A 22642-nucleotide genomic window follows, 5' to 3' on the forward strand; every position below is an offset into this window, starting at 1 on the left:
GGCTATTCCGTGGGCGGCGGGAAATGCCGCCGCAACACCCGCGCCACGTTGGGTTCCAGCGCCGCCTCGCGCGCCACGGCCGTCAGGGCCGGACACTCCGATGCGAACCATGCCGGCCCGGGACGCCAGTGCGTCATCACGGTGATGTACAGATCCAGCGCGGAAAAGCGCCGGCCCAGCATGTGGGGCGCGCCGGCCTGGCGCTCCAGTTCCTGCCAGATCTCCGCCCGCCGCGTATGCACGCGCTGCCTGAGCAGTTCGGCCGCAGGGCCTGCGGTGGTCCATTGCGGCGGGTCGTCGCCGTACGTGAACGTGGGATAGACCGCCGCCACCAGACGGATCAGCAAATTGAGAAAGTGCGCGCGTTCCGGCTTGTCGGCCGCGGGCGCCAGGCCGGCCTGGGGCGCCGCGTCGTTCAGATGCAGGATCATGGCCGCGCTCTCGGTCATGACCTCGCCGTCCGGCAGGATCAGGGTCGGCACCTGCCCCAGCGGATTCAATTGCAGCAAGCGGTCGCGCTCGGCGCAGGGCTTGAGGTACGGCAGGTCCGTCAGCGTGTGCGGCACGTTGGCCAGCACCAGCGCCATCTCGACGATGGCGGATCCGCAACCCGCGGACCCGATCAGCTCATACGGTTTCATGGCGTTCATCCTCCGGAATCCGCCGGCGCCAGGCGCAGCAACTCGCCAGGCGAGGCGTCGGTCAACACGTACACATAGCCGTCCGGCCCCAGCCGCACGTCGCGTATCCGCTGCTTGCGATCCGCCAGCAGCCACTCCTGGGCCACCACGCGGTCGCCGTCCAAGGTCAGGCGGATCAGGTTCTGGTTGGCCAGCGCGCCGATGAACACGGAATTGCGCCAGGCCGCAAACCGGTCCGCGTTGTAGAACGCCATGCCGCTGATGGCCGGCGACTTGGGCCACCAGTACAGCGGCGGCTCCATGCCGGCCAGGTCCGCGCCCTGGGCTTCGGGGATGGGCTGGCCCGAGTAATTGATGCCGCGGGTGGCCAGCGGCCAGCCATAGTTCTTGCCGCGCTGGACCAGATTGATCTCATCGCCGCCGCGCGGCCCGTGTTCGTTCTCCCAGAGCTGGCCGCTCCAGGGATTGAGCGCCATGCCTTGCGGATTGCGATGCCCGTAGGACCAGATCTCAGGCCGGGCGCCGGCCTGGCCGACGAAGGGATTGTCGGGCGGCACCGAGCCGTCGGCCTTCAGCCGCACCACCTTGCCTTGCAGCTTGTCCAGGTCCTGCGCGGTGGGCCGCTGGTTGTTCTCGCCCAGCGAGATGTACAGATAGCCCTTGCCGTCGAACACCAGCCGCGATCCGTAGTGCAGGCCCGACGACAGCTTGGGCTGCTGGCGGAACAGCACGCGGAAATCCTCCAGCGCCGAACCGTCGGCGGACAGCTTGCCGCGGCCCACGGCGGTGCCGCTCTTCGAACCGTCGGCCTCGGCATAGGACAGATAGACATACCGGTCCCGCGCGAAGTCCGGCGACAGCGCCACGTCCAGCAGGCCGCCCTGGCCCTGCGCCGCAACCTTGGGCACGCCGGCCAGCGGTTTGGACAATCCGCCCGGGATGCGCAGCAGCCTGAGGCTGCCTGGACGCTCGGTAATGAGCACGCCGCCTTCGGGCAGAAAAGCCATGGCCCAGGGATGATTGAGACCGCCCACCACGGCCGTGACGCGGGCCGGGACCGATGCGGGTTCAGGCCCCGGCTGCGCAAATGCGGGCAGCGCCAAGCACAAAGAGAACGACAGGAACAGCGCGCGCGTGATCGCGGCGGGACGTGACGGCATGGGCATCTCCGGCAACGGGTGGCGTACCATATCGGCCAGCAACGGAGATCCCCGTCCTTGCTCTCAGGAGACCCCATCTGATGAAACTGTACTACATGCCCGGCGCGTGCTCGCTCGCTTCCCACATCGTTCTGGAATGGATCGGCAAACCCTACGAAACGCACAAGCTGAGCCGCGACGAGCTCAATGGCCCGGAGTTCCTGAAGGTCAACCCGCTGGGCGCCGTGCCCGCGCTGGCGCACGACGGCTGGACCGTGACGCAGAACGCCGCGATCCTCGAATACCTGGCTGAACACGCGCCGGAACTGAAGCTGCTGGGCGACGGCACGCCCCGCTCGCGCGCCGAAGTGCGCCGCTGGCTCGGCTTCATCAACTCGGACATCCACAAGACCTTTTCGATGATCTTCGGCGCCCCGCGTTTCCTGGGCGACGAGGCCGCGCAGAAGGAACTGGCCGCCTCCGCCTCCGCGCTGCTGAGCAAGCTGTTCGCGCAGCTGGACGGGCAACTGGCCGGCAAGTCCTACCTGACGGGCGACACGCCCTCGATCGCCGACGCCTACCTGTACGTGGTGCTGCGCTGGGCGCATGGCAAGGAAGTGAACCTGTCGGGCCTGGACAACCTGGCCGCCTTCTTCAAGCGCATGGAAGCCGACAAGGGCGTCCAGGCCGCTTTGAAGGCCGAAGGCCTGTAAGGTCTTCAGGGGCTTGCGCGCACAGGCGCAAGCCCTCAGCGGGAAGCCTCCGGCGCCTCTGCCAGATCCGGCGGCGCGCCCTCTTCCAGCGTCTTCTTGACCGCTGCCAGAAAGCGCCGTGCCAGCAAGGGCGGCGCGCTCAGATTCGAATGCGTGGCCCAGATCTCCACGCTGGCCGGCGGCGATATCGGGCGCAAGGCCATGTGCGCGGCCTGGTCCGGCGTCACGCACCAGGCGTCCACCAGGGCGGGCCCCAGGCCCTGCTGCACGAATGAACACGCGGTCACGGGAGAATGCACCTCCACCGCCGCCGCGCAGGCCGGCCCTACGCCGAAAAACGGCTTGAGCGCGCGCGCCAGCGGCGTATCGCGCGGATAGCCGATCCAGGCCGCCGTATTGAAATCCTCCGGCCGCACCGCCTCGCGCGCCGCCAGCGGATGGCCGGCGGGCAGCGCGCAAATGATGGGCACCCGCGCGAGCAGCACCGACCGCAGATTGGGATGGTCGGGCGGCTGCATCGAAACGCCTATGTCCGCCTGGCCCGACAGGAAGTACGCCGCCAGTTCGTCGAAGGTCACGCTGCGGTAATCGACGCGCGCGTCCGCGTTGCGGCCGCGGAAACGGTCGAGCGCCATGGGAATGAGGCGCTGCCCGAAACTGGCGCTGGCCACGATCTTGAGCATGCCCGCGCCCGACTGCCCCAGGCTGGCGGCCAGGTCGTTCACGCGCTGGATGCCGCCGTAGACCTGTTCCACTTCCGCGTACAGCCGCCGCGCCTCGGCGGTGGGCGACAGCCGGCTCTTCACGCGCTCGAACAGCTTGTAGCCCAGGCGGCTTTCGGTCAGCGCCAGCACGCGGCTGACGGCGGGCTGCGACACATGCAGCATGCGGCCCGCGCCGCTGATCGATCCGGCCATCATGATGGCCCGGAACACCTCGATCTGGCGCAGGTTCAAAGGCCGGCCGGCAGTGGGTCCAACCTCGTCCGCGTAGGCATGCTCATCCATTTTTTCCCCTGGCGAATCAGCGCCAAACCGATAACGCCCGATTATAGGTTTTCGACATTTTTCGATGAGGGCCTGCGCCGACCCGGGGTGTAACCTGCCGGCCTCAACACTAGAAAACCAGGGGAAATCCACCATGCGCAGCAAACTCTTCCGCGGCCTTTCCGCGCTGGCGCTGGGCGCCGCCATGTCGGCCACCGCCACCGCCGGCGCCTATCCCGACAAGCCCATCACCTTCGTGGTGCCGTCCGCCGCCGGCGGCTCGCCCGACGTGCTGTCGCGCCTGATCACGACGCAGCTGGCGCGCGACACCGGCGCCACGGTGGTGGTCGAAAACCGCCCCGGCGCCGCCGGCAACATCGGCATCGCCCTGGTCAAGCGCGCCGCGCCCGACGGCTACACCGTCGGCTACGGCAACATCAACACGCTGGCCGTGAACCGGTCGCTGTTCAAGCGCCTGCCCTACGACGTGGACGCGGACCTGACGCCCGTGGCCCATCTGTTCGACCTGTACAACGCGCTGATCGTGCCGGCCGACTCGCCCATCAAGAGCGTGCAGGACCTGATCGACCGCGCCCGCAAGGAACCCGGCCGCCTGTCCTACGGCGCATCGGGCGTGGGCACCACCGGCCACATGGGCGGCGAACTGTTCAAGAGCATGGCAAAGGTCAACGTCATGTTCATCCCGTACAACGGCGGGCCCGCCGCCATCCAGGACCTGCTGGGCGGCCGCCTGGACTACCTGTTCGTCAACACCTCGGAAGCGACCCCGCTGGTCAAGAGCGGCAAGGTGCGCGCCATCGGCGTGAGCAGCCTGAAGCGTCTGGCGCTGATGCCCGACGTGCCCACGCTGGACGAAGCCGGCCTGAAGGGCTATGAAACCGTGGCCTGGGGCGGCGTGGTCGCGCCCAAGGGCACGCCGCCCGAGGTGGTCGCCACGCTGAACGCCGCCATCCAGAAGGCGCTGCAGGCGCCCGAGGTCCGCACCGGCCTGGCCACGCTGGGCGCGGAACCGGCCAGCGGCTCGCCCGCCGAGTTCAAGCAGCTGATCGACCGCGAAACCGCCAAGTGGCAACAGATCATCGATGGCGCCGGCATCGAGAAACTCGACTGAACATGAGCGCGCGCATGCTGCAAGCAGACTTCATCGTGGCGGGCGCCACGCTCGTCGACGGCACCGGCGGGCCCGTCCGCCAGGGCGACCTCGCGGTGCATGACGGCCGCATCGCGGCGGTGGGCGAATTCGCCCACCCCGCTGGCATCCCGGTCATCGATGCCGCCGGCCTGGCGCTGGCGCCCGGCTTCATCGATTCCCATACCCACGACGACGGCTACCTGCTGGCGCACCCGGACATGCTGCCCAAGGTCTCGCAGGGCATCACCACCGTGGTCACCGGCAATTGCGGCATCAGCCTGGCGCCGTTGGCGGGCACCGCCATCCCGCAGCCGCTGGATCTGCTGGGTCCGGCCGAGCTGTTCCGTTTCGGCACCTTCCGCGCCTGGACGGACGCACTGCGCGCCACGCCCGCCGCGGTCAACGTGGCGCCGCTGGTCGGCCACACCACGTTGCGCGTCGCGGTCATGGACGACACCTCGCGCGCCGCCGACGCCAACGAACGCGCCGCCATGCGCGCGCTGCTGCAAGAGGCACTGGACGCGGGCGCCTTTGGCGTCTCCACCGGCACCTTCTATCCCCCGGCCAGCGCCGCGCCCACCGACGAGATCATCGACGTCTGCGCGCCGCTGCGCGGCCGTCCTGGCGTCTACGCCACCCATCTGCGCGACGAAGCCGACCACATCGTCCCGGCCATGGAAGAAGCGCTGCTGATCGGCCGCGAACTCGATTGCCGCGTGGTGTTCTCGCACCACAAGCTGGCGGGCGAACGCAACCATGGCCGCAGCCGCGAAACCCTGGACCTGATCAGCCGCGCCGCCACCACCCAGGCGGTGTGCCTGGATTGCCATCCCTACCCCGCGACTTCCACCATGCTGCGGCTGGACCGCGCGCGGCTGGCCAGCCGCACCATGATCACCTGGTCCAAGGGCTACCCCGAGGCCACCGGCCGCGACTTCAGCGTAGTCATGGCGGAACTGGGCCTGGACGACGAAGCCGCCATCGCACGGCTTGCGCCCGCTGGCGCCATCTATTTCCTGATGGATCCGGCCGACGTCGGCCGCATCTTCTCGCATCCGCTGACCATGGTGGGCTCCGACGGCCTGCCCTTCGACCCGCATCCGCATCCTCGCCAATGGGGCACCTTCACCAACGTGCTGCGCGCCATGGTGCGCGAACAAGGCCTGCTGACGCTGGAAACCGCCATCCACAAGATGACCGGCCTCGCCGCGGACCAATACGGCATCGCCGGGCGCGGCCTGTTGCGGGAGGGGTATCATGCTGACCTGGTGCTGTTCGATCCCGCCACGGTGACAGATGTGGCCACTTTTTCAGCTCCCATTCAGGCAAGCCAGGGCATCCATGCGGTTTGGGTCAATGGCAGGCAGGTCTGGGACGGGAAACGAACCGGCGCCGAACGCCCGGGCCACGTCTTGACGCCCGGGACGGCATTACCTCGGAGTCAATAACGTGAACAGCTATTCCCAGGGTTGTTACCTGGGTGTATTGGGCGGCATGGGCCCCATGGCGGGCGCCGCCTTTGCCCTGCGCCTGGCGGCGCTGACGCCCGCCGCGATCGACCAGCAGCACATCCCCACGCTGCTGCGCAACGACCCTCGCATTCCGGACCGTTCCAGCGCCTACATGGCCGGCGGCGAGAATCCCCTGCCCTACATGCAGGAAGGCGTGCGCTTCCTGCAGAACGCCGGCGCGCAGCTCATCGCCATCCCGTGCAACACGGCCCATCTCTGGTACGACCAGATCGCCGCGTCCACCGACCTGCCCGTGCTGCACATCATCCAGGCCGTCATCGACGACCTGCGCCGCCTGGGCCTGCCCGCCGGCCGCATCGGCCTGATGGGCACTGCCGCCACGCTCAAGCTGGGCCTCTACCAGCAGCATCTGGAAGCGCAAGGCTACGAATGCATCGTGCCGGACGACGACGAAGTCGAACGCTATTGCATGGGTTCGATCCGCGCGGTCAAGGCCAACCGCCTGGAAGACGCCTACGCGCCGGCCGCCGAATGCATCGCCCGCCTCAAGGCGCGCGGCGCGGACGCCGTGGTGCTGGGCTGCACCGAACTGCCGCTGGCCGTGCCGCACGCGCTGCGCCCCAGCCTGGGCGTGACCTTGACGGATTCCATCGACGCGCTGGCGCGCGCCGCAATCGCCCACTACCAGGCCGAACAGCTGCTGGCGGCCTGAGCCCGCGGGTCTTCCCCCGCGCCAGACACGCGAAAAAAAAGCGCATCTTCCGATGCGCCCCAATTTCCCTTCGCGGGGAATACCGATCAGCCGCCCAGATACGCCTTGCGCACCTGGTCGTTGACCAGCAGGTTGGCGCCGGTGTCCTGCAACACCACGCGCCCGTTTTCCAGCACATAGCCGCGGTCGGCCACGCCTAGCGCCTTGTTGGCGTTCTGTTCGACCAGGAACACCGTCACGCCCTGTTCGCGGATCTCGCGGATGATGTCGAAGATCTGGGCGATCACCAGCGGGGCCAGGCCCAGCGTCGGTTCGTCCAGCAGCAACAGGCGCGGACGCGTCATCAGCGCGCGGCCGATGGCCAGCATCTGCTGTTCGCCGCCCGACATCAGGCCGGCGCGCTGGCTGGCGCGCTCCTTCAAGCGCGGAAACAGCCCGTACACGTGGTCGATGCCCGCCTGGATCTCGTCGCGCTTGGCAAAGAAGCCGCCCATCATCAGGTTCTCGGCCACGGTCAGATCCTTGAAGACCCGCCGCCCCTCCGGCGAAATGGCGATGCCATTGCGCATGATGTGGTGCGTGTCCTTGTGGGTGATGTCCTCGCCCTCGAACGTGATCGTGCCTTCCTTGGCGCGGGGGTTGCCGCAGACGGTCATCAGCAGCGTCGTCTTGCCCGCGCCGTTGGCGCCGATCAGCGTGACGATCTCGCCCTTGTTGACTTCAACCGACACCCCGTTCAGCGCCTGGATGGCGCCGTAGTAGGTATGAATGTTATCCAGCTTAAGCATTACTCTTCCCCCAGGTACGCCTTGATGACGCGCTCGTCGTTGCGCACCTGCTCGGGGGTGCCGGTAGTGATGGGCTTGCCGTGCTCCATGACCAGGATGCGGTCGGAGATGCCCATGATCAGGCTCATGTCGTGCTCGATCAGCAGCACCGCGACGCCGAACTCGCGCCGCAGCTGATCGATCAGCGACTGCAGATCACGCTTTTCCTGGGGATTCAGGCCCGCCGCCGGTTCGTCCAGCATCAGCAGACGCGGCTTGGTGATCATGCAGCGCGCGATCTCCAGGCGGCGCTGGTGGCCATAGGCCAGGTTGCCCGCTTCGCGGTTGGCGAACTCGCGCAAGCCCATGAAATCCAGCCATTGCGCCGCGCGCGCCAGCGCGTCCGTCTCGGACTGGCGATAGGACTTGAGCTTGAGCAGGCCCGGCAAAAGCCGCGACTCCACCTGGGTGTGCTGCGCGACCAGCAGGTTCTCCAGCACGGTCAGCTGCTTGAACAGGCGCACGTTCTGGAACGTGCGCACCAGTCCGTGGCGCGCCACCTTGTGGCTGGGCAGACCGGTGATGGACTTGCCGTCCATGGTGATGTCGCCCGCCGTCGGCGCATAAAAGCCGCCCACGCAGTTGAACACCGTGGTCTTGCCCGCCCCATTGGGGCCGATGATGGCGAACACCTCGTCGGATTTGACTTCGAACGCCACGCTGTCCACGGCCAACAGGCCGCCGAACCGCATGGTCAGTCCGGATACTTTCAGCAATGCCTCGCTCATTTAGCCAACTCCACATGGGGACGCTTCATGGGCAACAACCCCTGCGGACGCCACATCATCATCAATACCATCACCAGGCCGAACATCAGCATCCGGTACTCGGCGAATTCGCGCGCGACTTCCGGCAGCACCGTCAGCAGCACGGCCGCCAGGATCACGCCCACCTGCGAACCCATGCCGCCGAGCACCACGATGGCCAGGATCAGCGCCGATTCGATGAAGGTGAAGGACTCCGGGTTCACCATGCCCTGGCGCGCCGCGAAGAACGCGCCGCCGAAACCGGCGAACATGGCGCCCAGCGTGAACGCCGACAGCTTGATGCGCGTGGGATTCAATCCCAGCGAACGGCAGGCGATCTCGTCTTCGCGCAGCGCTTCCCATGCGCGTCCGACCGGCATGCGGATCAGCCGGGTGGACACGAACAGCGTGGCCAGCGCCAGCAGCAGCGCCATCAGGTACAGATAGACCACCATGTGCTGGTTCTGGAAGGTCCAGCCCATGAATTCATGGAACGTGGTGCCCCCTTCCGTGCTGGCGCGGCGCGTCATCTCCATGCCGAACACCGTCGGCTTGGGAATGCCCGAAATGCCGTCCGGGCCGCCCGTCAGCGTGTTCAGGTTGATCAGCAGCAAGCGGATCATTTCACCGAAGCCCAGGGTCACGATCGCAAGGTAGTCGCCGCGCAGCCGCAATACCGGAAAGCCCAGGATGAAGCCGAACAGCGCCGACATGGCGCCCGCGAACGGCAGCGCTTCCCAGAAGCTCCAGCCGCCCCAGTGGTACAGCAAGGCGTAGGTATAGGCGCCGACGGCATAGAAGCCCACGAAGCCCAGATCCAGCAGGCCGGCGAAACCCACGACGATGTTCAGGCCCAGGCCCAGCATCACGTAGATCAGCACCAGCGTGGCGATGTCCACCGAACTGCGCCCGGCGAAGAACGGCCAGATCACCGCGATCGCCAGCAACAGCAGCGCCAGCGGCTTGTGGGTCTTGGCAGGCGCCGCCGGCAAGGTCGGCAGGCTCGTCTTGAGTTTCTGGAACGGCTTGGCGATCCAGGGGCGCAGCAACTGGAAGACGAACACGACCGCGGCGGCAATCGCCACCAGCGACCAGTTCGACTCCATCGTGGTGCGCGCGCCCTGGCGGATCAGCTGCAGGCCGAAGACGGGGGTGACGATGACAGCCGTCAGCACGGCCGCCATCGTGGCGTTTTTCAGATTGTTGTTCGACATCAGACTTTTTCCACCTCAGGTTTGCCCAACAGCCCGGTGGGACGGAACAGCAGGATCAGGATCAGCAGCGAGAACGCCACGATGTCCTTGTACTGTGAGGAGATGTAGGCAGCCGCGAAGGTTTCGGCCAGCCCGAGCAGCACGCCGCCCAGCATGGCGCCGGGGATGCTGCCGATGCCGCCCAGCACCGCCGCGGTAAAGGCCTTGATGCCGGCCAGAAAGCCGATGAAGGGATTGAGCTTGCCGATGGTGATGGCGATCAGCACGCCGCCCACCGCCGCCAGGATCGCGCCCATCACGAAGGTGAACGAGATCACGCGGTTGGTGTCGATGCCCAGCAGGTTCGCCATGTGCATGTCCTGCGAGCAGGCGCGCGAGGCGCGGCCCATGCGGGAATACTTGATGAACAGCGTCAGTCCGATCATCAGCAGCACCGTGACCACGATGATCATGATGCGCGAATACGGCACCGTCACGTCGAAGTCGGATCCCATGTGGAACTGCACGGCGCCCGACACCAGCGATGGCACGGCCATGTCGCGCGCGCCCTGGCCCAGGGCCACCCAGTTCTGCAGGAAGATCGACATGCCGATGGCCGAGATCAGCGCCACCAGACGGGGGCTGCCGCGCACGGGCCGGTAGGCGACGCGCTCGACGCTGAAGCCGTAGATGCCGGTGACGACGATGGACACGACCAGCATGGCCGCGATGATGAACGGCAGCGGCAAGCCGCTATTGGTGCCGATGGCCGTCAATGTGACCAGGCCGACATAGGCGCCGATCATGTAGATTTCGCCGTGAGCGAAGTTGATCATACCGATGATGCCGTAGACCATTGTGTAGCCGATGGCAATCAACGCATAGATCGCGCCCAGAGACAATCCATTGAAGAATTGCTGGGTAAGTTGGGGTATGAGGTCAGACATTATTTCTCTTGCTCCAAATGGTTCCGGCCCCGGTGGAGAGACCCGGAGCCGGAAACCTGGGCGTATTTTATAAGGGCCTGGCATCTGCGCCCGCCGGCCGCACAGCGCTTTTGGCGCATCGCTACGCGGATTACGGCAGAACGAGGACGACAGGCCCTACACGCCGGCGACGCCGGCGGGATCGCGAGTTTACAGCTGGGTCTTCTTGCCGTCCTTGTCCCATTTGTAGACGGCGAACTCGAAGTTCTTCAGGTCGCCCTTGGCGTCGTACTCGACCTTGCCGATACCGGTGTTGAAGGTGGTCTTGTGCATGTAGTCGGCCACCTTGGCGGGGTCTTCACCCACCGCATTGATGCTGTCGGCCAGGATCTGCACGGCGGCGTACGCCGGCATCTGGAAGGCGCCGTCCGGATCGCGCTTGGCGTCCTTGAAGGCCTTCACGATGCTTTCGTTGCCGGGCAGCTTGGTGAAGTCGGCGGGCAGCGTGACCAGCAGGCCTTCGATGGCCGGGCCGGCGATCGCCACCAGATCCTGGTTGGCGGTGCCTTCCGGACCCATGAACTGGACCTTCAGGCCCTGTTCGCGCGACTGGCGCAGCAACAGACCGAGTTCGGGATGGTAGCCGCCGAAGTAGACCAGGTCCACGCCAGCCGACTTGAGCTTGGTGATGATGGCCGAGTAATCGCTGTCGCCGACGTTGATGCCTTCGAACATGGCGACGTTCACGCCTTCCTTGCCCAGGGCATCCCGGACCTGGGTGGCCACGCCCGAACCGTAGGTCTGCTTGTCGTGCAGCACGGCGACCTTCTTGGGCTTCAGGGTCTTGGCGATATAGCCGGCGGCGTACGGGCCTTGCTGGTCGTCGCGGCCGATGGTGCGGAAGAAGAAATGCGGCTTGATGGTGTCGGTGACCAGCGGCGAGGTCGCGCCCGGGGTGATGCCGACGATGCCCTCTTCCTCGTAGACCTTCACGGCGGCCACGGTCACGCCCGAGCACGCATGGGCCACGGCGAACTTGGCGCCGGAGTTGACCACGCGGTTGGCGGCCGGCACGGCCTGCTTGGGTTCGCAGCCGTCGTCGATGAGGATGGGTTCGAGCTTCTTGCCCTTGACGCCGCCCTTGGCGTTGATGGTCTCGATCGCGGTCAATGCGCCGGCCTGGATCTGGTCGCCGTATTGCGTGTTGGGGCCGGTCATGGGCTGGGGAATGCCGATCTTGATCGTGTCGGCGGCGTGCGCGGCGCCAGCCAAGGCAAGTGCCCCAAGCGCCATGGCTACCGGGGTAAGGCGATTCAGAAACTTCATGCGGAGTTCTCCAGCGAGGTTTTGAGCGGCTCTGTCCGACGCGGTTTATCGGTTGGGTAATCCGTTAATCCTCGTCGCCCGTCGCCGGCTTCTTGGGCAAAAACACGGTGTGGCCGGTATTCTGAAAGCAAGCCGTCATACTGTCACTGCGTGTAATCCCCAATATTTAGGCGAGCGCCTTTAATCGTGACGGATCACGGCGGCAAGCCCATGAAATCGCTGGAGAATTCGCAAGCAGGCCTTATTTAATATCTGGCGCCGCGCAAGGAATTGTGGTGGGGGATATTTATGCACACCGATTAATACGCTGTTTAAAGACGCATTTAAATACAGTGCTTACGCGGGTCTTACGAATAATAATTAACGCGCGTAGTAATCCTTGAATTCAAAGCGCGAGGCTGGCCGACGACCGGCAAGGCCTCCGCCTCTTTTCAAGCGTTGGCCGGTTTCGCCAGATTCCACATCAGCGCCCGGAACGGCGCCAGCATGCTGATATTGACCGCGAGCTTGATCGCCAGGTCGCCCATCATCCAGGTCATCCAGGGCGCACCGGTGGCGGCGAAGGCGACGCTGAAGAACACGGCCGTGTCCAGGATGGCCCCCAGCACGCCCGACACCAGCGGCGCGCGCCACCAGCGCTGGTCGCGCAGGCGATCGAACACCTGGATGTCGACCAGCTGGGCGCAGATATAAGCCAGGCCCGAGGCCAGCGCGATGCGCGGCGAAGCCACCCATACCGACACCACCAGGGCCGCGGCAAAGCCGAACCAGACCACGCGGCGCGCGGCCGCCGGGCCGAAGCGCCGGTTCAGCACGTCGGTGACCAGGAACGCGACCGGATAGGACAGCCCGCCCCAGGTCAGCCAGTCATTCAGCGGCACCTGGACCAGGATGTTCGAGCCGACCACCACCACCAGCATGCACAGCACGGCAATGGCGAACTGCGGCCGGCTCATCAGCGCAAAGCGCCGGGAGCCTGCGCTCCCGTCCGTGGCCGTCATTTCCCGAACTCCTCCGCCAGCTCGCGCGAGCGTTGGGCGGCGGCGGCCATGGCGTCCTCGACGATGCCGGCAAAGCCCGCGGCGCCGAAAGCGTTGAGCGCGGCGGCCGTGGTGCCGCCCTTGGAGGTCACGCGTTCGCGCAAGGTGGACAGCGGCTCGGAGGATTCGGCCGCCAGGCGCGTGGCCCCGGCCAAGGTGCCCAGCGCCAGCTGCTTGGCCTGTTCGGCCGTCAGGCCGACCTTCTGGCCGCCCGCCACCAGCGCTTCCAGGAACAGGAAGACATAGGCAGGACCGCTGCCGGACAAGGCCGTCACGCCGTCGAGCGCGGCGTCGTCGGCCACCCACACCACTTCACCCACGCTGGACAGCAAACGGCCGGCCAGTTCGCGGTCGGCCGCGTCCACCCCGTCCAGCGCCGCCAGGCCGGTGATGCCCGCACCCACCAGGGCCGGCGTATTCGGCATGCAGCGCACCAGGCGCTTGAACGGCGTTGCGGGCGTGCCCAGCCAGCCCGCCAGCGTATCGGCGCGTATGCCGGCCGCCACGCTTACCACCAAAGTGTCTTCGCGCAGCCATTGACGCGTGGAAGCCACAACGTCTTTCATGTTCTGTGGCTTGACTGCGAACACCCACACGCGGCACGCCGCCAGGGCCTCGCCGGGGGCCGTCGCGGTGGTCATGCCGCGGGCCTGCCAGGCGGCGTGCGAATCCTGGTTTATGTCAATGACATGGATGTTGCCGGCGGCGCATACTTTGCCAGCCAGGCCGGAGGCCAGGGCGGCTGCCATATTGCCGCCGCCGATGAACGCAATCGAAAGTTCGTTTTTCATAGGAGGCGATTGTAGACCGGAGTTCTCGTCGGGAAAAAAAAGAAAAATGTTCGTTCGCGCCTGAAACGCGCAATTTGACAGGCGTTTAGAGTGATGTGAAAGTCACGGTTTTGTCACAAACAATTCATAAGGTGTCGTGTTTTCCGCGCCCGGACAACCCGGTCGCGTCACGCCCAACTGGAGGAACCTCTCTATGCGATCCCACCGTATTGCACTAACCTTTGCCGCCATCATGACGGCTTTCGCAGGCGCCTCCGCGCATGCCGCCACCGAGATCCAATTCTGGCACTCGATGGAAGGCGCGCTGGGCGACCGCGTGAACGGCCTGGTCGACGAATTCAACAAAAAGAACCCCGACTACCAAGTCAAGGCAGTCTACAAGGGCAACTACGGTGAATCCATGAATGCCGGCATCGCCGCGTTCCGCGCCGGCAATGCCCCCGACATCCTCCAGGTGTTCGAAGTCGGCACCGCCACCATGATGTACGCCAAGGGCGCCATCAAGCCGGTGCAGCAGATGTCGGAAGAAGTCGGCAACCCGATCGATCCCAAGGAATTCATCGGCGCCGTGGCCGGCTACTACTCGTCGGCCGACGGCAAGCTGGTGTCGATGCCCTTCAACAGCTCGACCGTGGTGTTCTACTACAACAAGGACGCCTTCAAGAAGGCCGGCCTGGACGCCGACAAGCCGCCCAAGACCTGGGAAGAGCTGGCCGCCGCCGGCCAGAAGCTGAAGGCAGCCGGCCAGGAATGCGGCTACACCACCTCCTGGCCGTCGTGGGTCCAGCTGGAAACGTTCTCGGCCTGGCATAACGTGCCGTACGCCACCAAGGACAACGGTTTCGACGGCCTGGACGCCCGCATCGCCATCAACACCCCTCTGCACGTGCGCCACCTGGACAACCTGGCCAAGCTGGGCAAGGAAGGCATCTTCATGTACGGCGGCCGCGGCGACGAGCCGAACTCGCTGTTCATCAGCGGCAAGTGCGCCATGATCACCGGCTCGTCCGGCCTGCGCGCCAACATCGCCAAGAACGCCAAGTTCGAATTCGGCACCTCCACCCTGCCCTACTACGCCGACGTCCAAGGCGCGCCGCAGAACACTATCATCGGCGGCGCCTCGCTGTGGGTCTTCGCCAACAAGAAGCCGGAAACCTACAAGGGCGTGACCGCGTTCTTCAAGTTCCTGGCCAGCCCGGAAATCGCCGCCCGCTGGCACCAGCAGACCGGCTACGTGCCGGTCACCAAGGCCGCCTACGAGCTGACCAAGAAGGACGGCTTCTACGACAAGAACCCGGGCACCGAAGTCGGCGTCAAGCAATTGAACGTTGAAACCACCGCCCAATCCCGCGGCCTGCGCCTGGGCTTCCTGCCGCAGATCCGTGAAATCGAAGACGCCGAAATCGAACGCATCGTTTCGGGCAAGGTCAGCGCCAAGGACGGCGCCGAGAACATCGTCAAGCGCGGCAACGAACTGCTGGAAAAATTCGAGAAGAGTGTAAAGTAACGCCCGTCCGCGCTACCGCCCCGGTCCTGTCAATCGGTATTTTCCATGCCGTAACAAGGACTTGGGCTGTTTTGCACTAGGCAGTACAAGGCTTAAGGCCCTGGATTTTTAGGGCTTTAAGCCTGTCGCATTTTACGAAGGCGGTTTCAGGCGGCGGTTACTCCAACCGCCGCTTTTCTGTACCTTGGGTTCCCCCTATGGAAAAACGTGTTGTATTCGGGCACAAGACCTTGCCCTATCTGCTGCTCCTGCCGCAGATCATCATTACCGTGGTCTTCTTCTTCCTGCCGGCCGGCCAGGCCATGTGGCAATCGCTGCGGCTGGAAGATGCGTTCGGCTTGTCCTCCGAGTTCGTCGGACTGGACAACTTCATGGAACTGTTCTCGCAACAGGCCTACCTGGATTCCTTCCGCGTCACCGCCGTCTTCTCGATCCTCGTGGCGGTGGTCGGGCTGGGCGTGTCCTTGCTGCTGGCCGTCATGGCAGATCGCGTCATCCGCGGCGCCGGGCTCTACAAGACACTGCTGATCTGGCCCTATGCCGTGGCGCCCGCCGTCGTCGGCGTGCTGTGGCTGTTCCTGTTTTCGCCTTCCGTCGGCATCCTGGCCGTGGCCCTGCGCCACGCCGGCGTCGACTGGAACCCGCGCCTGGACGGCAACCAGGCCATGACCCTGGTGCTGATCGCCGCGGTGTGGAAGCAGGTGTCGTACAACTTCCTGTTCTTCCTGGCCGGCCTGCAATCGATTCCGCGCTCGCTCATCGAAGCCGCCGCGATCGATGGCGCAAGCCCCTCGCGCCGCTTCTGGAGCATCGTGTTCCCGCTGCTCTCGCCCACCACCTTCTTCCTGCTGGTGGTCAACATCATCTACGCCTTCTTCGACACCTTCGCCGTGGTGGACACGACCACGCAGGGCGGTCCGGGCACGTCGACCTCGATCCTGGTCTACAAGGTGTACAGCGACGGCTTCCGCGGCCTGGACCTCGGTTCGTCCGCGGCCCAGTCGGTAGTGCTGATGTTCATTGTGATTGCCTTGACGGTCGTGCAGTTCCGCTACGTCGACCGCAAAGTGCAGTATTGATTTTGTCCGAGGCTATAAACAATGGTTGAACGCCGTCCCTGGCTGGATATTCTGGCCCACGTCATTCTGCTCTGCGGCGTGGCGATGGTGGCATTTCCGCTCTACGTCACTTTCGTCGCGTCCACCCAGACCGCGCAGGAAGTGGCGTCCGCGCCGATGTCCCTCATCCCCGGCAAGCATTTCGTCGACAACTACATGCAGGCGCTGTTCGGCGGCTCGTCCGGCGGTTCGTCGGGCGCGCCCGTGGGCCGCATGATGTACGTCAGCCTGATCATGGCGCTGGCGATTTCCATCGGCAAGATCGCCATCTCGCTGCTGTCGGCCTTCGCGGTGGTGTACTTCCGCTTCCCCGGCCGCATGTTCTTCTTCTGGATGATCTTCGTCACCCTGATGCTGCCCGTCGAAGTCCGCATCGCGCCCACCTACAAGGTCGTGGCCGACCTCGGCCTGCTCAACAGCTACGCCGGCCTGACCCTGCCGCTGATCGCCTCGGCGACGGCGACCTTCCTGTTCCGCCAGTTCTTCCTGACGGTGCCGGACGAGCTGATCGAAGCCGCACGCATCGACGGCGCGGGCCCGGTGCGCTTCTTCCGCGACGTGCTGCTGCCCTTGTCCAAGACCAGCATCGCCGCGCTGTTCGTGATCCAGTTCATCTACGGCTGGAACCAGTACCTGTGGCCGCTGCTGGTCACCACGCAGGAAGACATGTACCCCGTCGTCATCGGCATCAAGCGGATGATCAGCGGCGGCGACAGCGTGACCGAATGGAACATCACCATGGCCACCGCCATGCTCGCGATGATCCCGCCGGCGCTGGTCGTCATCCTGATGCAGAAATGGTTCGTCAAGGGTCTGGTCGACACTGAAAAGTGACGCTTACCCACGCTCGCGCCCCCGAACACGACTCCGAACACGAATAACTCATGGCTACTCTCAGCTTCCGCAACGTCAAGAAAACCTACGCCGGCAACGTGCCGGTCATCCATGGCATCGACATGGACGTCAAGGACGGTGAATTCATCGTCATCGTCGGCCCGTCGGGCTGCGGCAAATCCACGCTGATGCGCATGGTCGCCGGCCTGGAAACCGTCACCGGCGGCGAAATCATCATCGACGACAAGGTCGTCAACAACCTGGAACCCGCCGAGCGCGACATCGCGATGGTGTTCCAGAACTACGCGCTCTACCCGCACATGACCGTGTTCGAGAACATGGCCTACGGCTTGAAGATCCGCAAGTTCTCCAAGGACGAGATCAAGAAGCGCGTGGATGCGGCCGCGCAGATCCTGGAACTGGGCCATCTGCTGGACCGCCGCCCGCGCGCCCTGTCCGGCGGCCAGCGCCAGCGCGTGGCCATGGGCCGCGCCATCGTGCGCGAACCCAAGGTTTTCCTGTTCGACGAACCGCTGTCGAACCTGGACGCCAAGCTGCGCGTGGCGATGCGCCTGGAAATCATGAAGCTGCACCGCCGCCTGGGCACCACCAGCCTGTACGTGACCCACGACCAGGTCGAGGCCATGACGCTGGCCCACCGCATGATCGTCATGTACCAGGGCGTGCCCGAGCAGATCGGCACGCCGATGGAAGTGTTCGAAAAGCCCGCCTCCACCTTCGTGGCCGGCTTCATCGGCTCGCCGCCGATGAACCTGATGGAAGTCAACGTGGCGGGCGACGGCACGGTGCAGACGCTCGACGGCACCGCGCTGGATATCTCGCCGCTGCAGGTGCCCTCGCAGGTGCGCGGCCGCAAGGTCATCATGGGCATGCGCCCCGAGCACATGCTGCTGAACACCCAGGGCGTGCCGGCCGAAGTCGAAATGGTCGAAACACTGGGCTCCGAGCAACTGGTCCACAGCCGCTGCGGCAAGAGCATGCTGGTCGTGCGCTGCACCACGCGCCAGTTGTCGGAGTCCTCGGCCAAGGTCGGCGACCGCGTCAACCTGGGCCCGGACGGCCGCCATCCGCTGCACTGGTTCGAGGCCGACAGCGGCCGCCGCGTGCAAGACCTGTAAAGCCCCATCCCTGGACGCAAGCGGCGGCGACGCCCGCCCGCTTGCGTCTCGCCCGCTCCCGGCCGGGAACGGGCTTTCCCCTGATCAATACGAGTACGTCATCATGGTGCCGATGGTGTATTGCGCGCGGTCCTTTACGATGGGGCTGTCCGCCGCGTCGCCGTACAGGCGCCGCGCCTCGGCAGCCGTGGTCCACGACCAGGACTTGGAGAGCGGCACGGTCCAGGTGGCGCCCAGGCCGATGCTTTCAAGGCCGCCCTTGGGCGTGTACTTGCGGTAGCCGGACTTCGCCGACTGGTTGCCGCTTACGCCATACCAGGTGCGCATGTAGTTGCCGTCGCCGAAGGTGCCGGACAGCGCCAGCGATATCGCCCCGGCGCTGCCCTCGTACACCGTGGTGCTGGCTCCCAGGTTGAACATGGTGTAGGCGCTGCCCACGTCGCGGTTGTCGCCCTTTTTGAAGGCATGCGCCACCGTCGCCGACAGGGTCACGGGTCCCAGCGTCGTTTCAGCGTCCATGCCGATCTGCGCGCGGCTTTCGATGTCGCCCATGCCGCGCAGCTTGTCCGACCCCTGGAACCCCTTCTTGTGGTCCTTGCGCGAAGCGCTGGGCGCAAGATAGAAGCGGAACGTGCTGTCCAGCGCCTGGGTTTCCCAGCCCAGGCCGTGGTCGGTGCTGAGAAAGAAGCCGCCGGGGCTGCGCACGCCCAGGCCGATGATCGGCACGGCGGAATACTCGTCGCTACCGCTGTAGCGCGGCGCATAGCCCGCGCCCAGCGTGCCGTAGAACAGCCACTCGTCGGCCGGCCCCTCCCCGGTCGCCACCGCCAACCCGCGCGAGCTGGCCCCGCGCTGGCCGTAGACGGAACTGTTCGCAGCGTCATCGGCCAGGGACAATCCCGGGACTAAAGCCAGCAGGCACGCGGCGCCGGCGCCGCGCGTAAACAGGGAAGAACGGATTTTTCGCTTCATAACAGCTTCCAAGAAACGAGGTTGAGGGGGTAAAACCGTTGAGCCGCGAGAGGCCCGATCTATTGCGTGATTGCGCCCTGCTTGGCCTGGCGCATCAGCGCCATCGCCATCGTCGACACCGACGCCACCAGCGGCTCGCTCGTGTCGGAGTTGCTCATGACCAGCACCGCGAGCTTGTCGCGCGGCGCCAGCACGAAGCGGGAGTGGAAGGCTTCGGTGGCGCCGCTGTGCAGACGCAAGGGCGCGCCTGCGACGTCCTCGCCACAGGGCGCCGCCAGCCAGGACAAGGCCAGGCGGCACTCCAGCGCCAGCCCGCCTTGCACCGTTTCCATGTCGAGCACCGCACGGGCCGATTCGGTATTCAGGACGCGGCGGCCTTGGTAGAGGCCGTCGGCGAACAGCATGCTGGAGAAGCGCGCCATTTCAGAAGTGCTGAGCCACAGGCCGTCGGCCGCCTCGTTCGGCTGGGGCGCCTCGGCCCAGGGCGAGCCCTGGCGGTAGCCGGAGGCGCGCAGCTCGAGCATGCGGGGATCGGGGTGGAAACCTGCGCGCGGCATGTTCAGCGGCTGCAGGATGGTGCGGCGCACGTAGGCGTCGAAGGGTTCGCTCGCCACGTGCGCCACCATGTCGCCCAGCAAGGCGTAGGCCATGTCCGCGCGCGCCCGCCCCATGGTGTCTTCCAGTGATCCGGGGTGCACGGCCAGCAGGTTGCGGGCGGTGAAGGGATGCGCGCCCAGCCATTGCATGGCGCCGCGGCGCGGCTGGATGTCCCAGTCGGGCAAGGCCTGCGAGGCCGGCTGGTCCAGCGCCAGGCGCCCATCATCGGCGGCGCGCAGCACGCCCGCGGCCGTGACGATCTTGGTGATGGCGCCTACGCGGTACAGCGTGTCGCTGGAAGCGTTGCGATGGCGCAGCGGATCCGCGTAGCCAAAGCCCGTGCTCCACACCACGCGCTGGTCGTCGACGATGGCGATCGACAGGCCCGGCACGCCGGACGCGTCCATGTCATAAGGGATGCGCTGCGCCAGATAGCCGACGACAGCCTGGTAGTCGCCCTGCGCGATGGGAGGCGGCGTCTCGGGCGGCACGCCCTGGCAGCCGCCCGCGGCGACCAGCAACAAACCTACGGCAACCAGGCGGCTGAGGGAAAACATGGCTAGCGGCAATGCCTCTTTGGAGAACTGCCGTCATGCTATCCAGGCGCCTGCCCGCGATCTTTCCCGCTTTGTATGGAGTTTGTGAAGATTGCGGCGGCGGATTGTGAAGTTTGTTTACGTTGTGCCTGAGCGCGCCGCGCCGGCGCTCAGGCGGTCTTCCAGGCAATCACGAATCGCGCGCCGCCCAGGGGGCTGTCGCTCGCCTGCACCGTGCCATTGTGCCAGCGGGCCACGCGGCTCACGATGGCCAGGCCCAGCCCCACGCCGCCCGTGCCGCGGTCGCGGCTTTCGTCCAGGCGGATGAAGGGCTCGAAAATCCGCTCGCGATCCGCGGGCGGGATGCCGGGGCCGTCATCGTCCCCGATCAGCAGGTACTCGCGCGCGCCCGGGCTGATCAGGCTGACCTGGACCTGGCGGCCGGCATGCCGGATGGCGTTCTGCAGCAGGTTGAGCAAGGCGCGCGTCATGTAGCGCTGATGCAGATGCACCTCGGGCACCTGGCATAGCGCCACTTCGCAGCGCACGCCCGACACGCCGGCCTCGAAGCCGGCATGTTGCACCACCGAATCCAGCCAGCCGCGCGCGTCCTGCGGCTGCAGCGCCACGCCGTCGCCCTTGTGTTCCAGCCGGGCGTACATCAGCAGTTCCGAGGCCATGGCATCCAGCTCGGCCACGTCGCTCTTCATTTCCTCGACCAGGCGCTTGCGCGCGGCGGGATCGTCCTCGCGGTCCATCATGTCCAGCTCGAACGACAGGCGCGCGATCGGCGTGCGCAGTTCGTGCGATACGGCATTGGTCAGGTCGCGCTGGTTGCCCACCAGCGCGCTGATGCGATCGCACATCTGGTTGAAGGTATCGCCCAGGTTGCGGATGCTGGAATGCCGCGACAGGCGGGCCCGCGCCTGCAGATCGCCCTGTCCCATGCGCAGGGCCGCCGTCTTCAGGGCTTCCAGGTCGCGCCAGATGGGCAGCGCCCACACCAGCATGAAGGCGCACAACAGCAGGCCCAGGGCGGAATACACCGCGGCCATCAGCCAGGGGCCGATGTCCGGCTCGGGCGGCAGCTTGACCTCCAGCCATTGCCTGCCCGGACCGGGAATCGCCGCCACGAAGGTCTGCTGCTTGTCGCGCACGAAGAAGCTGCCGGACGCCACCATGGCGCGCTCGTCCTCGGTGGCGCCGTAGCTGTCGGCCTCGACCACCTTGAGGGCCAGGCCGTAGTACGGCGCCAGCGCGTCGCGCACGTGCGCCTCGCGCTCGGCGGGCGGTACGCGGCCCAGTTCCTGCACCAGGCTGTGGATCTGGCCCCGCACCGCTTCGCGCGCATAGGCGTCGCTGACGGGCTCGAAAAAGTAGTTGGCCGACCGGTCCACGACTTCGTTGGAAATGACGAAGCCCACCGCCAGCACCACGAACAGCCGCAGGACAAACTTAAGCATCACCGCCCTCGTGTGCCTTGGGCGAGAACAGATAGCCCTTGCCCCACACGGTCTTGATGCGCGCCGGATCGCGCGGGTCGTCGTCCAGCTTGCGCCGCAGCTTGCTGACGCAGACGTCGACGCTGCGGTCCAGCCCGTTGAACTCGATGCCTCGCACGGCGTTGAGCAGGTCGTCGCGGGTCAGCACCTGGCCGGCCTGGCTGGCCAGCGCCCAGAGCATTTCGAACTCCATCGTGGTCAGGTCCACCTCCGAGCCGGCATGGACCACGGCGCGGGTGCGCCGGTCTATGACCAGAGGGCCGAACTCCAGCCGCTCCGGCGGCTCGTCCAGCTGGCTGTGCCGCCGCAGCAGCGCCCGCACCCGCGCCAGCAGCACGCGCGGTTCCACCGGCTTGATGACGTAGTCGTCCGCGCCCGACTCCAGGCCCAGGATCTGGTCCAGGTCGTCTTCGCGGGCCGTCAGCATCAGGATCGGCGCGGATGAAAACGCGCGCAGGTCGCGGCAGACCTGCAGGCCGTCGCGGCCTGGCAGCATCAGGTCCAGGATGGTGATGGCCGGGTCGTGCCTGCGGAAAGCTTCCACCGCGTGATCGCCGCGGTAGGCCTGGGCGACATTGAAACCGTGCTGCTCCAGGAACTGCGCGATCAGGCGCGACAGTTTCGGATCGTCTTCGACTAACAGGGCCTTGGTCATGGTGTCCCGACAGAAAAAAAGTGAGGTCGATGGCGCCGCATTCTACGCAATCGCGGCGGGCGGGCGTTCGACCAGGACGCCTGCCCCCGGTTCCCTCGCCTGCGGATGAACAAAAAA

The 22642-nt window shown here is 66.0% G+C and carries 22 protein-coding genes; 8 read left to right on the plus strand and 14 right to left on the minus strand.

The window, feature by feature from the left end; genetic code table 11:
• Nucleotides 1–2: 2 nt before the first annotated feature.
• The gene (locus BRO63_RS15715; protein WP_088140780.1) at nt 3–641 is read right to left on the minus strand and encodes a glutathione S-transferase family protein; all 639 of its coding nucleotides are present in this window, start codon (nt 639–641) and stop codon (nt 3–5) included.
• Between the two features lie 5 nt (nt 642–646).
• Nucleotides 647–1801 carry a PQQ-dependent sugar dehydrogenase gene (locus BRO63_RS15720; RefSeq protein WP_088140651.1) on the minus strand — a complete coding sequence of 385 codons (1155 nt, stop codon included), beginning with the start codon at nt 1799–1801 and terminating at the stop codon, nt 647–649.
• 80 nt (nt 1802–1881) lie between these two features.
• Between BRO63_RS15720 and BRO63_RS15725 the strand changes: the two genes are divergently transcribed.
• Nucleotides 1882–2493 (plus strand): glutathione S-transferase family protein, encoded by a 612-nt coding sequence (locus tag BRO63_RS15725; RefSeq protein WP_088140652.1) that lies wholly within the window; start codon nt 1882–1884, stop codon nt 2491–2493.
• A 35-nt stretch (nt 2494–2528) separates the two neighbouring features.
• Here the strand turns inward: BRO63_RS15725 and BRO63_RS15730 are convergent, their stop codons facing one another.
• Nucleotides 2529–3500: a LysR family transcriptional regulator gene (locus BRO63_RS15730; RefSeq protein WP_088140653.1), complete on the minus strand. Its 972-nt coding sequence runs from the start codon at nt 3498–3500 to the stop codon at nt 2529–2531.
• Nucleotides 3501–3633: 133 nt separating this feature from the next.
• On the opposite strand from BRO63_RS15730, the gene BRO63_RS15735 reads away from it, so the two are divergent.
• From BRO63_RS15735 to BRO63_RS15745, 3 genes are read left to right on the plus strand one after another with little or no spacing between them, the layout of a single operon-like run.
• Nucleotides 3634–4611 (plus strand): Bug family tripartite tricarboxylate transporter substrate binding protein, encoded by a 978-nt coding sequence (locus BRO63_RS15735; protein ID WP_088140654.1) that lies wholly within the window; start codon nt 3634–3636, stop codon nt 4609–4611.
• Between the two features lie 2 nt (nt 4612–4613).
• Complete coding sequence (locus BRO63_RS15740) at nt 4614–6080, plus strand: N-acyl-D-amino-acid deacylase family protein (protein WP_088140655.1); 1467 nt, start codon at nt 4614–4616, stop codon at nt 6078–6080.
• Nucleotide 6081: 1 nt separating this feature from the next.
• Nucleotides 6082–6816: an aspartate/glutamate racemase family protein gene (locus BRO63_RS15745; RefSeq protein WP_088140656.1), complete on the plus strand. Its 735-nt coding sequence runs from the start codon at nt 6082–6084 to the stop codon at nt 6814–6816.
• 86 nt (nt 6817–6902) lie between these two features.
• Here BRO63_RS15745 and BRO63_RS15750 read toward each other — a convergent pair whose 3' ends face one another.
• The 7 genes from BRO63_RS15750 to proC all read right to left on the minus strand — a co-directional run bounded on the left by BRO63_RS15750 (nt 6903) and on the right by proC (nt 13665).
• Complete coding sequence (locus BRO63_RS15750) at nt 6903–7604, minus strand: ABC transporter ATP-binding protein (RefSeq protein ID WP_088140657.1); 702 nt, start codon at nt 7602–7604, stop codon at nt 6903–6905.
• The gene (gene livG / locus BRO63_RS15755; protein ID WP_088140658.1) at nt 7604–8371 is read right to left on the minus strand and encodes a high-affinity branched-chain amino acid ABC transporter ATP-binding protein LivG; all 768 of its coding nucleotides are present in this window, start codon (nt 8369–8371) and stop codon (nt 7604–7606) included. Before livG ends, BRO63_RS15750 begins: the two co-directional genes overlap by 1 nt.
• A complete protein-coding gene (locus BRO63_RS15760) occupies nt 8368–9603 on the minus strand; it encodes a high-affinity branched-chain amino acid ABC transporter permease LivM (RefSeq protein WP_179215111.1) in 1236 nt (411 codons plus the stop codon). The genes livG and BRO63_RS15760 overlap by 4 nt, the downstream gene beginning before the upstream one ends.
• Entirely contained in the window at nt 9603–10529 is a 927-nt protein-coding gene (gene livH, locus BRO63_RS15765; RefSeq protein WP_088140660.1) for a high-affinity branched-chain amino acid ABC transporter permease LivH, read from the minus strand. The genes BRO63_RS15760 and livH overlap by 1 nt, the downstream gene beginning before the upstream one ends.
• Nucleotides 10530–10718: 189 nt before the next feature.
• Nucleotides 10719–11834: a high-affinity branched-chain amino acid ABC transporter substrate-binding protein gene (locus BRO63_RS15770; RefSeq protein ID WP_088140661.1), complete on the minus strand. Its 1116-nt coding sequence runs from the start codon at nt 11832–11834 to the stop codon at nt 10719–10721.
• A gap of 431 nt (nt 11835–12265) precedes the next feature.
• Nucleotides 12266–12835, minus strand: a complete 570-nt coding sequence (locus tag BRO63_RS15775) for a queuosine precursor transporter (RefSeq protein WP_373557778.1) — start codon at nt 12833–12835, stop codon at nt 12266–12268.
• Nucleotides 12832–13665 (minus strand): pyrroline-5-carboxylate reductase, encoded by an 834-nt coding sequence (proC, locus tag BRO63_RS15780; protein WP_088140662.1) that lies wholly within the window; start codon nt 13663–13665, stop codon nt 12832–12834. The genes BRO63_RS15775 and proC overlap by 4 nt, the downstream gene beginning before the upstream one ends.
• A 193-nt stretch (nt 13666–13858) precedes the next feature.
• On the opposite strand from proC, the gene ugpB reads away from it, so the two are divergent.
• The 4 genes from ugpB (at nt 13859) to BRO63_RS15800 (ending at nt 18263) form a co-directional block, all read left to right on the plus strand.
• A complete protein-coding gene (gene ugpB, locus BRO63_RS15785) occupies nt 13859–15172 on the plus strand; it encodes a sn-glycerol-3-phosphate ABC transporter substrate-binding protein UgpB (RefSeq protein ID WP_088140663.1) in 1314 nt (437 codons plus the stop codon).
• Nucleotides 15173–15369: 197 nt separating this feature from the next.
• Entirely contained in the window at nt 15370–16251 is an 882-nt protein-coding gene (ugpA, locus tag BRO63_RS15790; RefSeq protein WP_059375876.1) for a sn-glycerol-3-phosphate ABC transporter permease UgpA, read from the plus strand.
• A gap of 21 nt (nt 16252–16272) precedes the next feature.
• Nucleotides 16273–17124 (plus strand): sn-glycerol-3-phosphate ABC transporter permease UgpE, encoded by an 852-nt coding sequence (gene ugpE, locus BRO63_RS15795; RefSeq protein WP_013393954.1) that lies wholly within the window; start codon nt 16273–16275, stop codon nt 17122–17124.
• A 50-nt stretch (nt 17125–17174) separates the two neighbouring features.
• Entirely contained in the window at nt 17175–18263 is a 1089-nt protein-coding gene (locus BRO63_RS15800; RefSeq protein WP_088140664.1) for a sn-glycerol-3-phosphate import ATP-binding protein UgpC, read from the plus strand.
• A gap of 84 nt (nt 18264–18347) precedes the next feature.
• Here BRO63_RS15800 and BRO63_RS15805 read toward each other — a convergent pair whose 3' ends face one another.
• From BRO63_RS15805 to BRO63_RS15820, 4 genes are all read right to left on the minus strand, one after another.
• Complete coding sequence (locus BRO63_RS15805) at nt 18348–19235, minus strand: MipA/OmpV family protein (RefSeq protein WP_088140665.1); 888 nt, start codon at nt 19233–19235, stop codon at nt 18348–18350.
• 59 nt (nt 19236–19294) lie between these two features.
• Entirely contained in the window at nt 19295–20389 is a 1095-nt protein-coding gene (locus tag BRO63_RS15810) for a serine hydrolase domain-containing protein (RefSeq protein ID WP_088140666.1), read from the minus strand.
• Between the two features lie 149 nt (nt 20390–20538).
• Nucleotides 20539–21831: an ATP-binding protein gene (locus BRO63_RS15815; protein ID WP_088140667.1), complete on the minus strand. Its 1293-nt coding sequence runs from the start codon at nt 21829–21831 to the stop codon at nt 20539–20541.
• Nucleotides 21824–22525 carry a response regulator gene (locus BRO63_RS15820; protein ID WP_088140668.1) on the minus strand — a complete coding sequence of 234 codons (702 nt, stop codon included), beginning with the start codon at nt 22523–22525 and terminating at the stop codon, nt 21824–21826. Before BRO63_RS15820 ends, BRO63_RS15815 begins: the two co-directional genes overlap by 8 nt.
• Nucleotides 22526–22642: the final 117 nt, after the last annotated feature.

The organism is Achromobacter xylosoxidans (assembly GCF_002192695.1).
In the GTDB taxonomy this organism is placed as follows: Bacteria; Pseudomonadota; Gammaproteobacteria; order Burkholderiales; family Burkholderiaceae_B; genus Achromobacter; species Achromobacter xylosoxidans_C.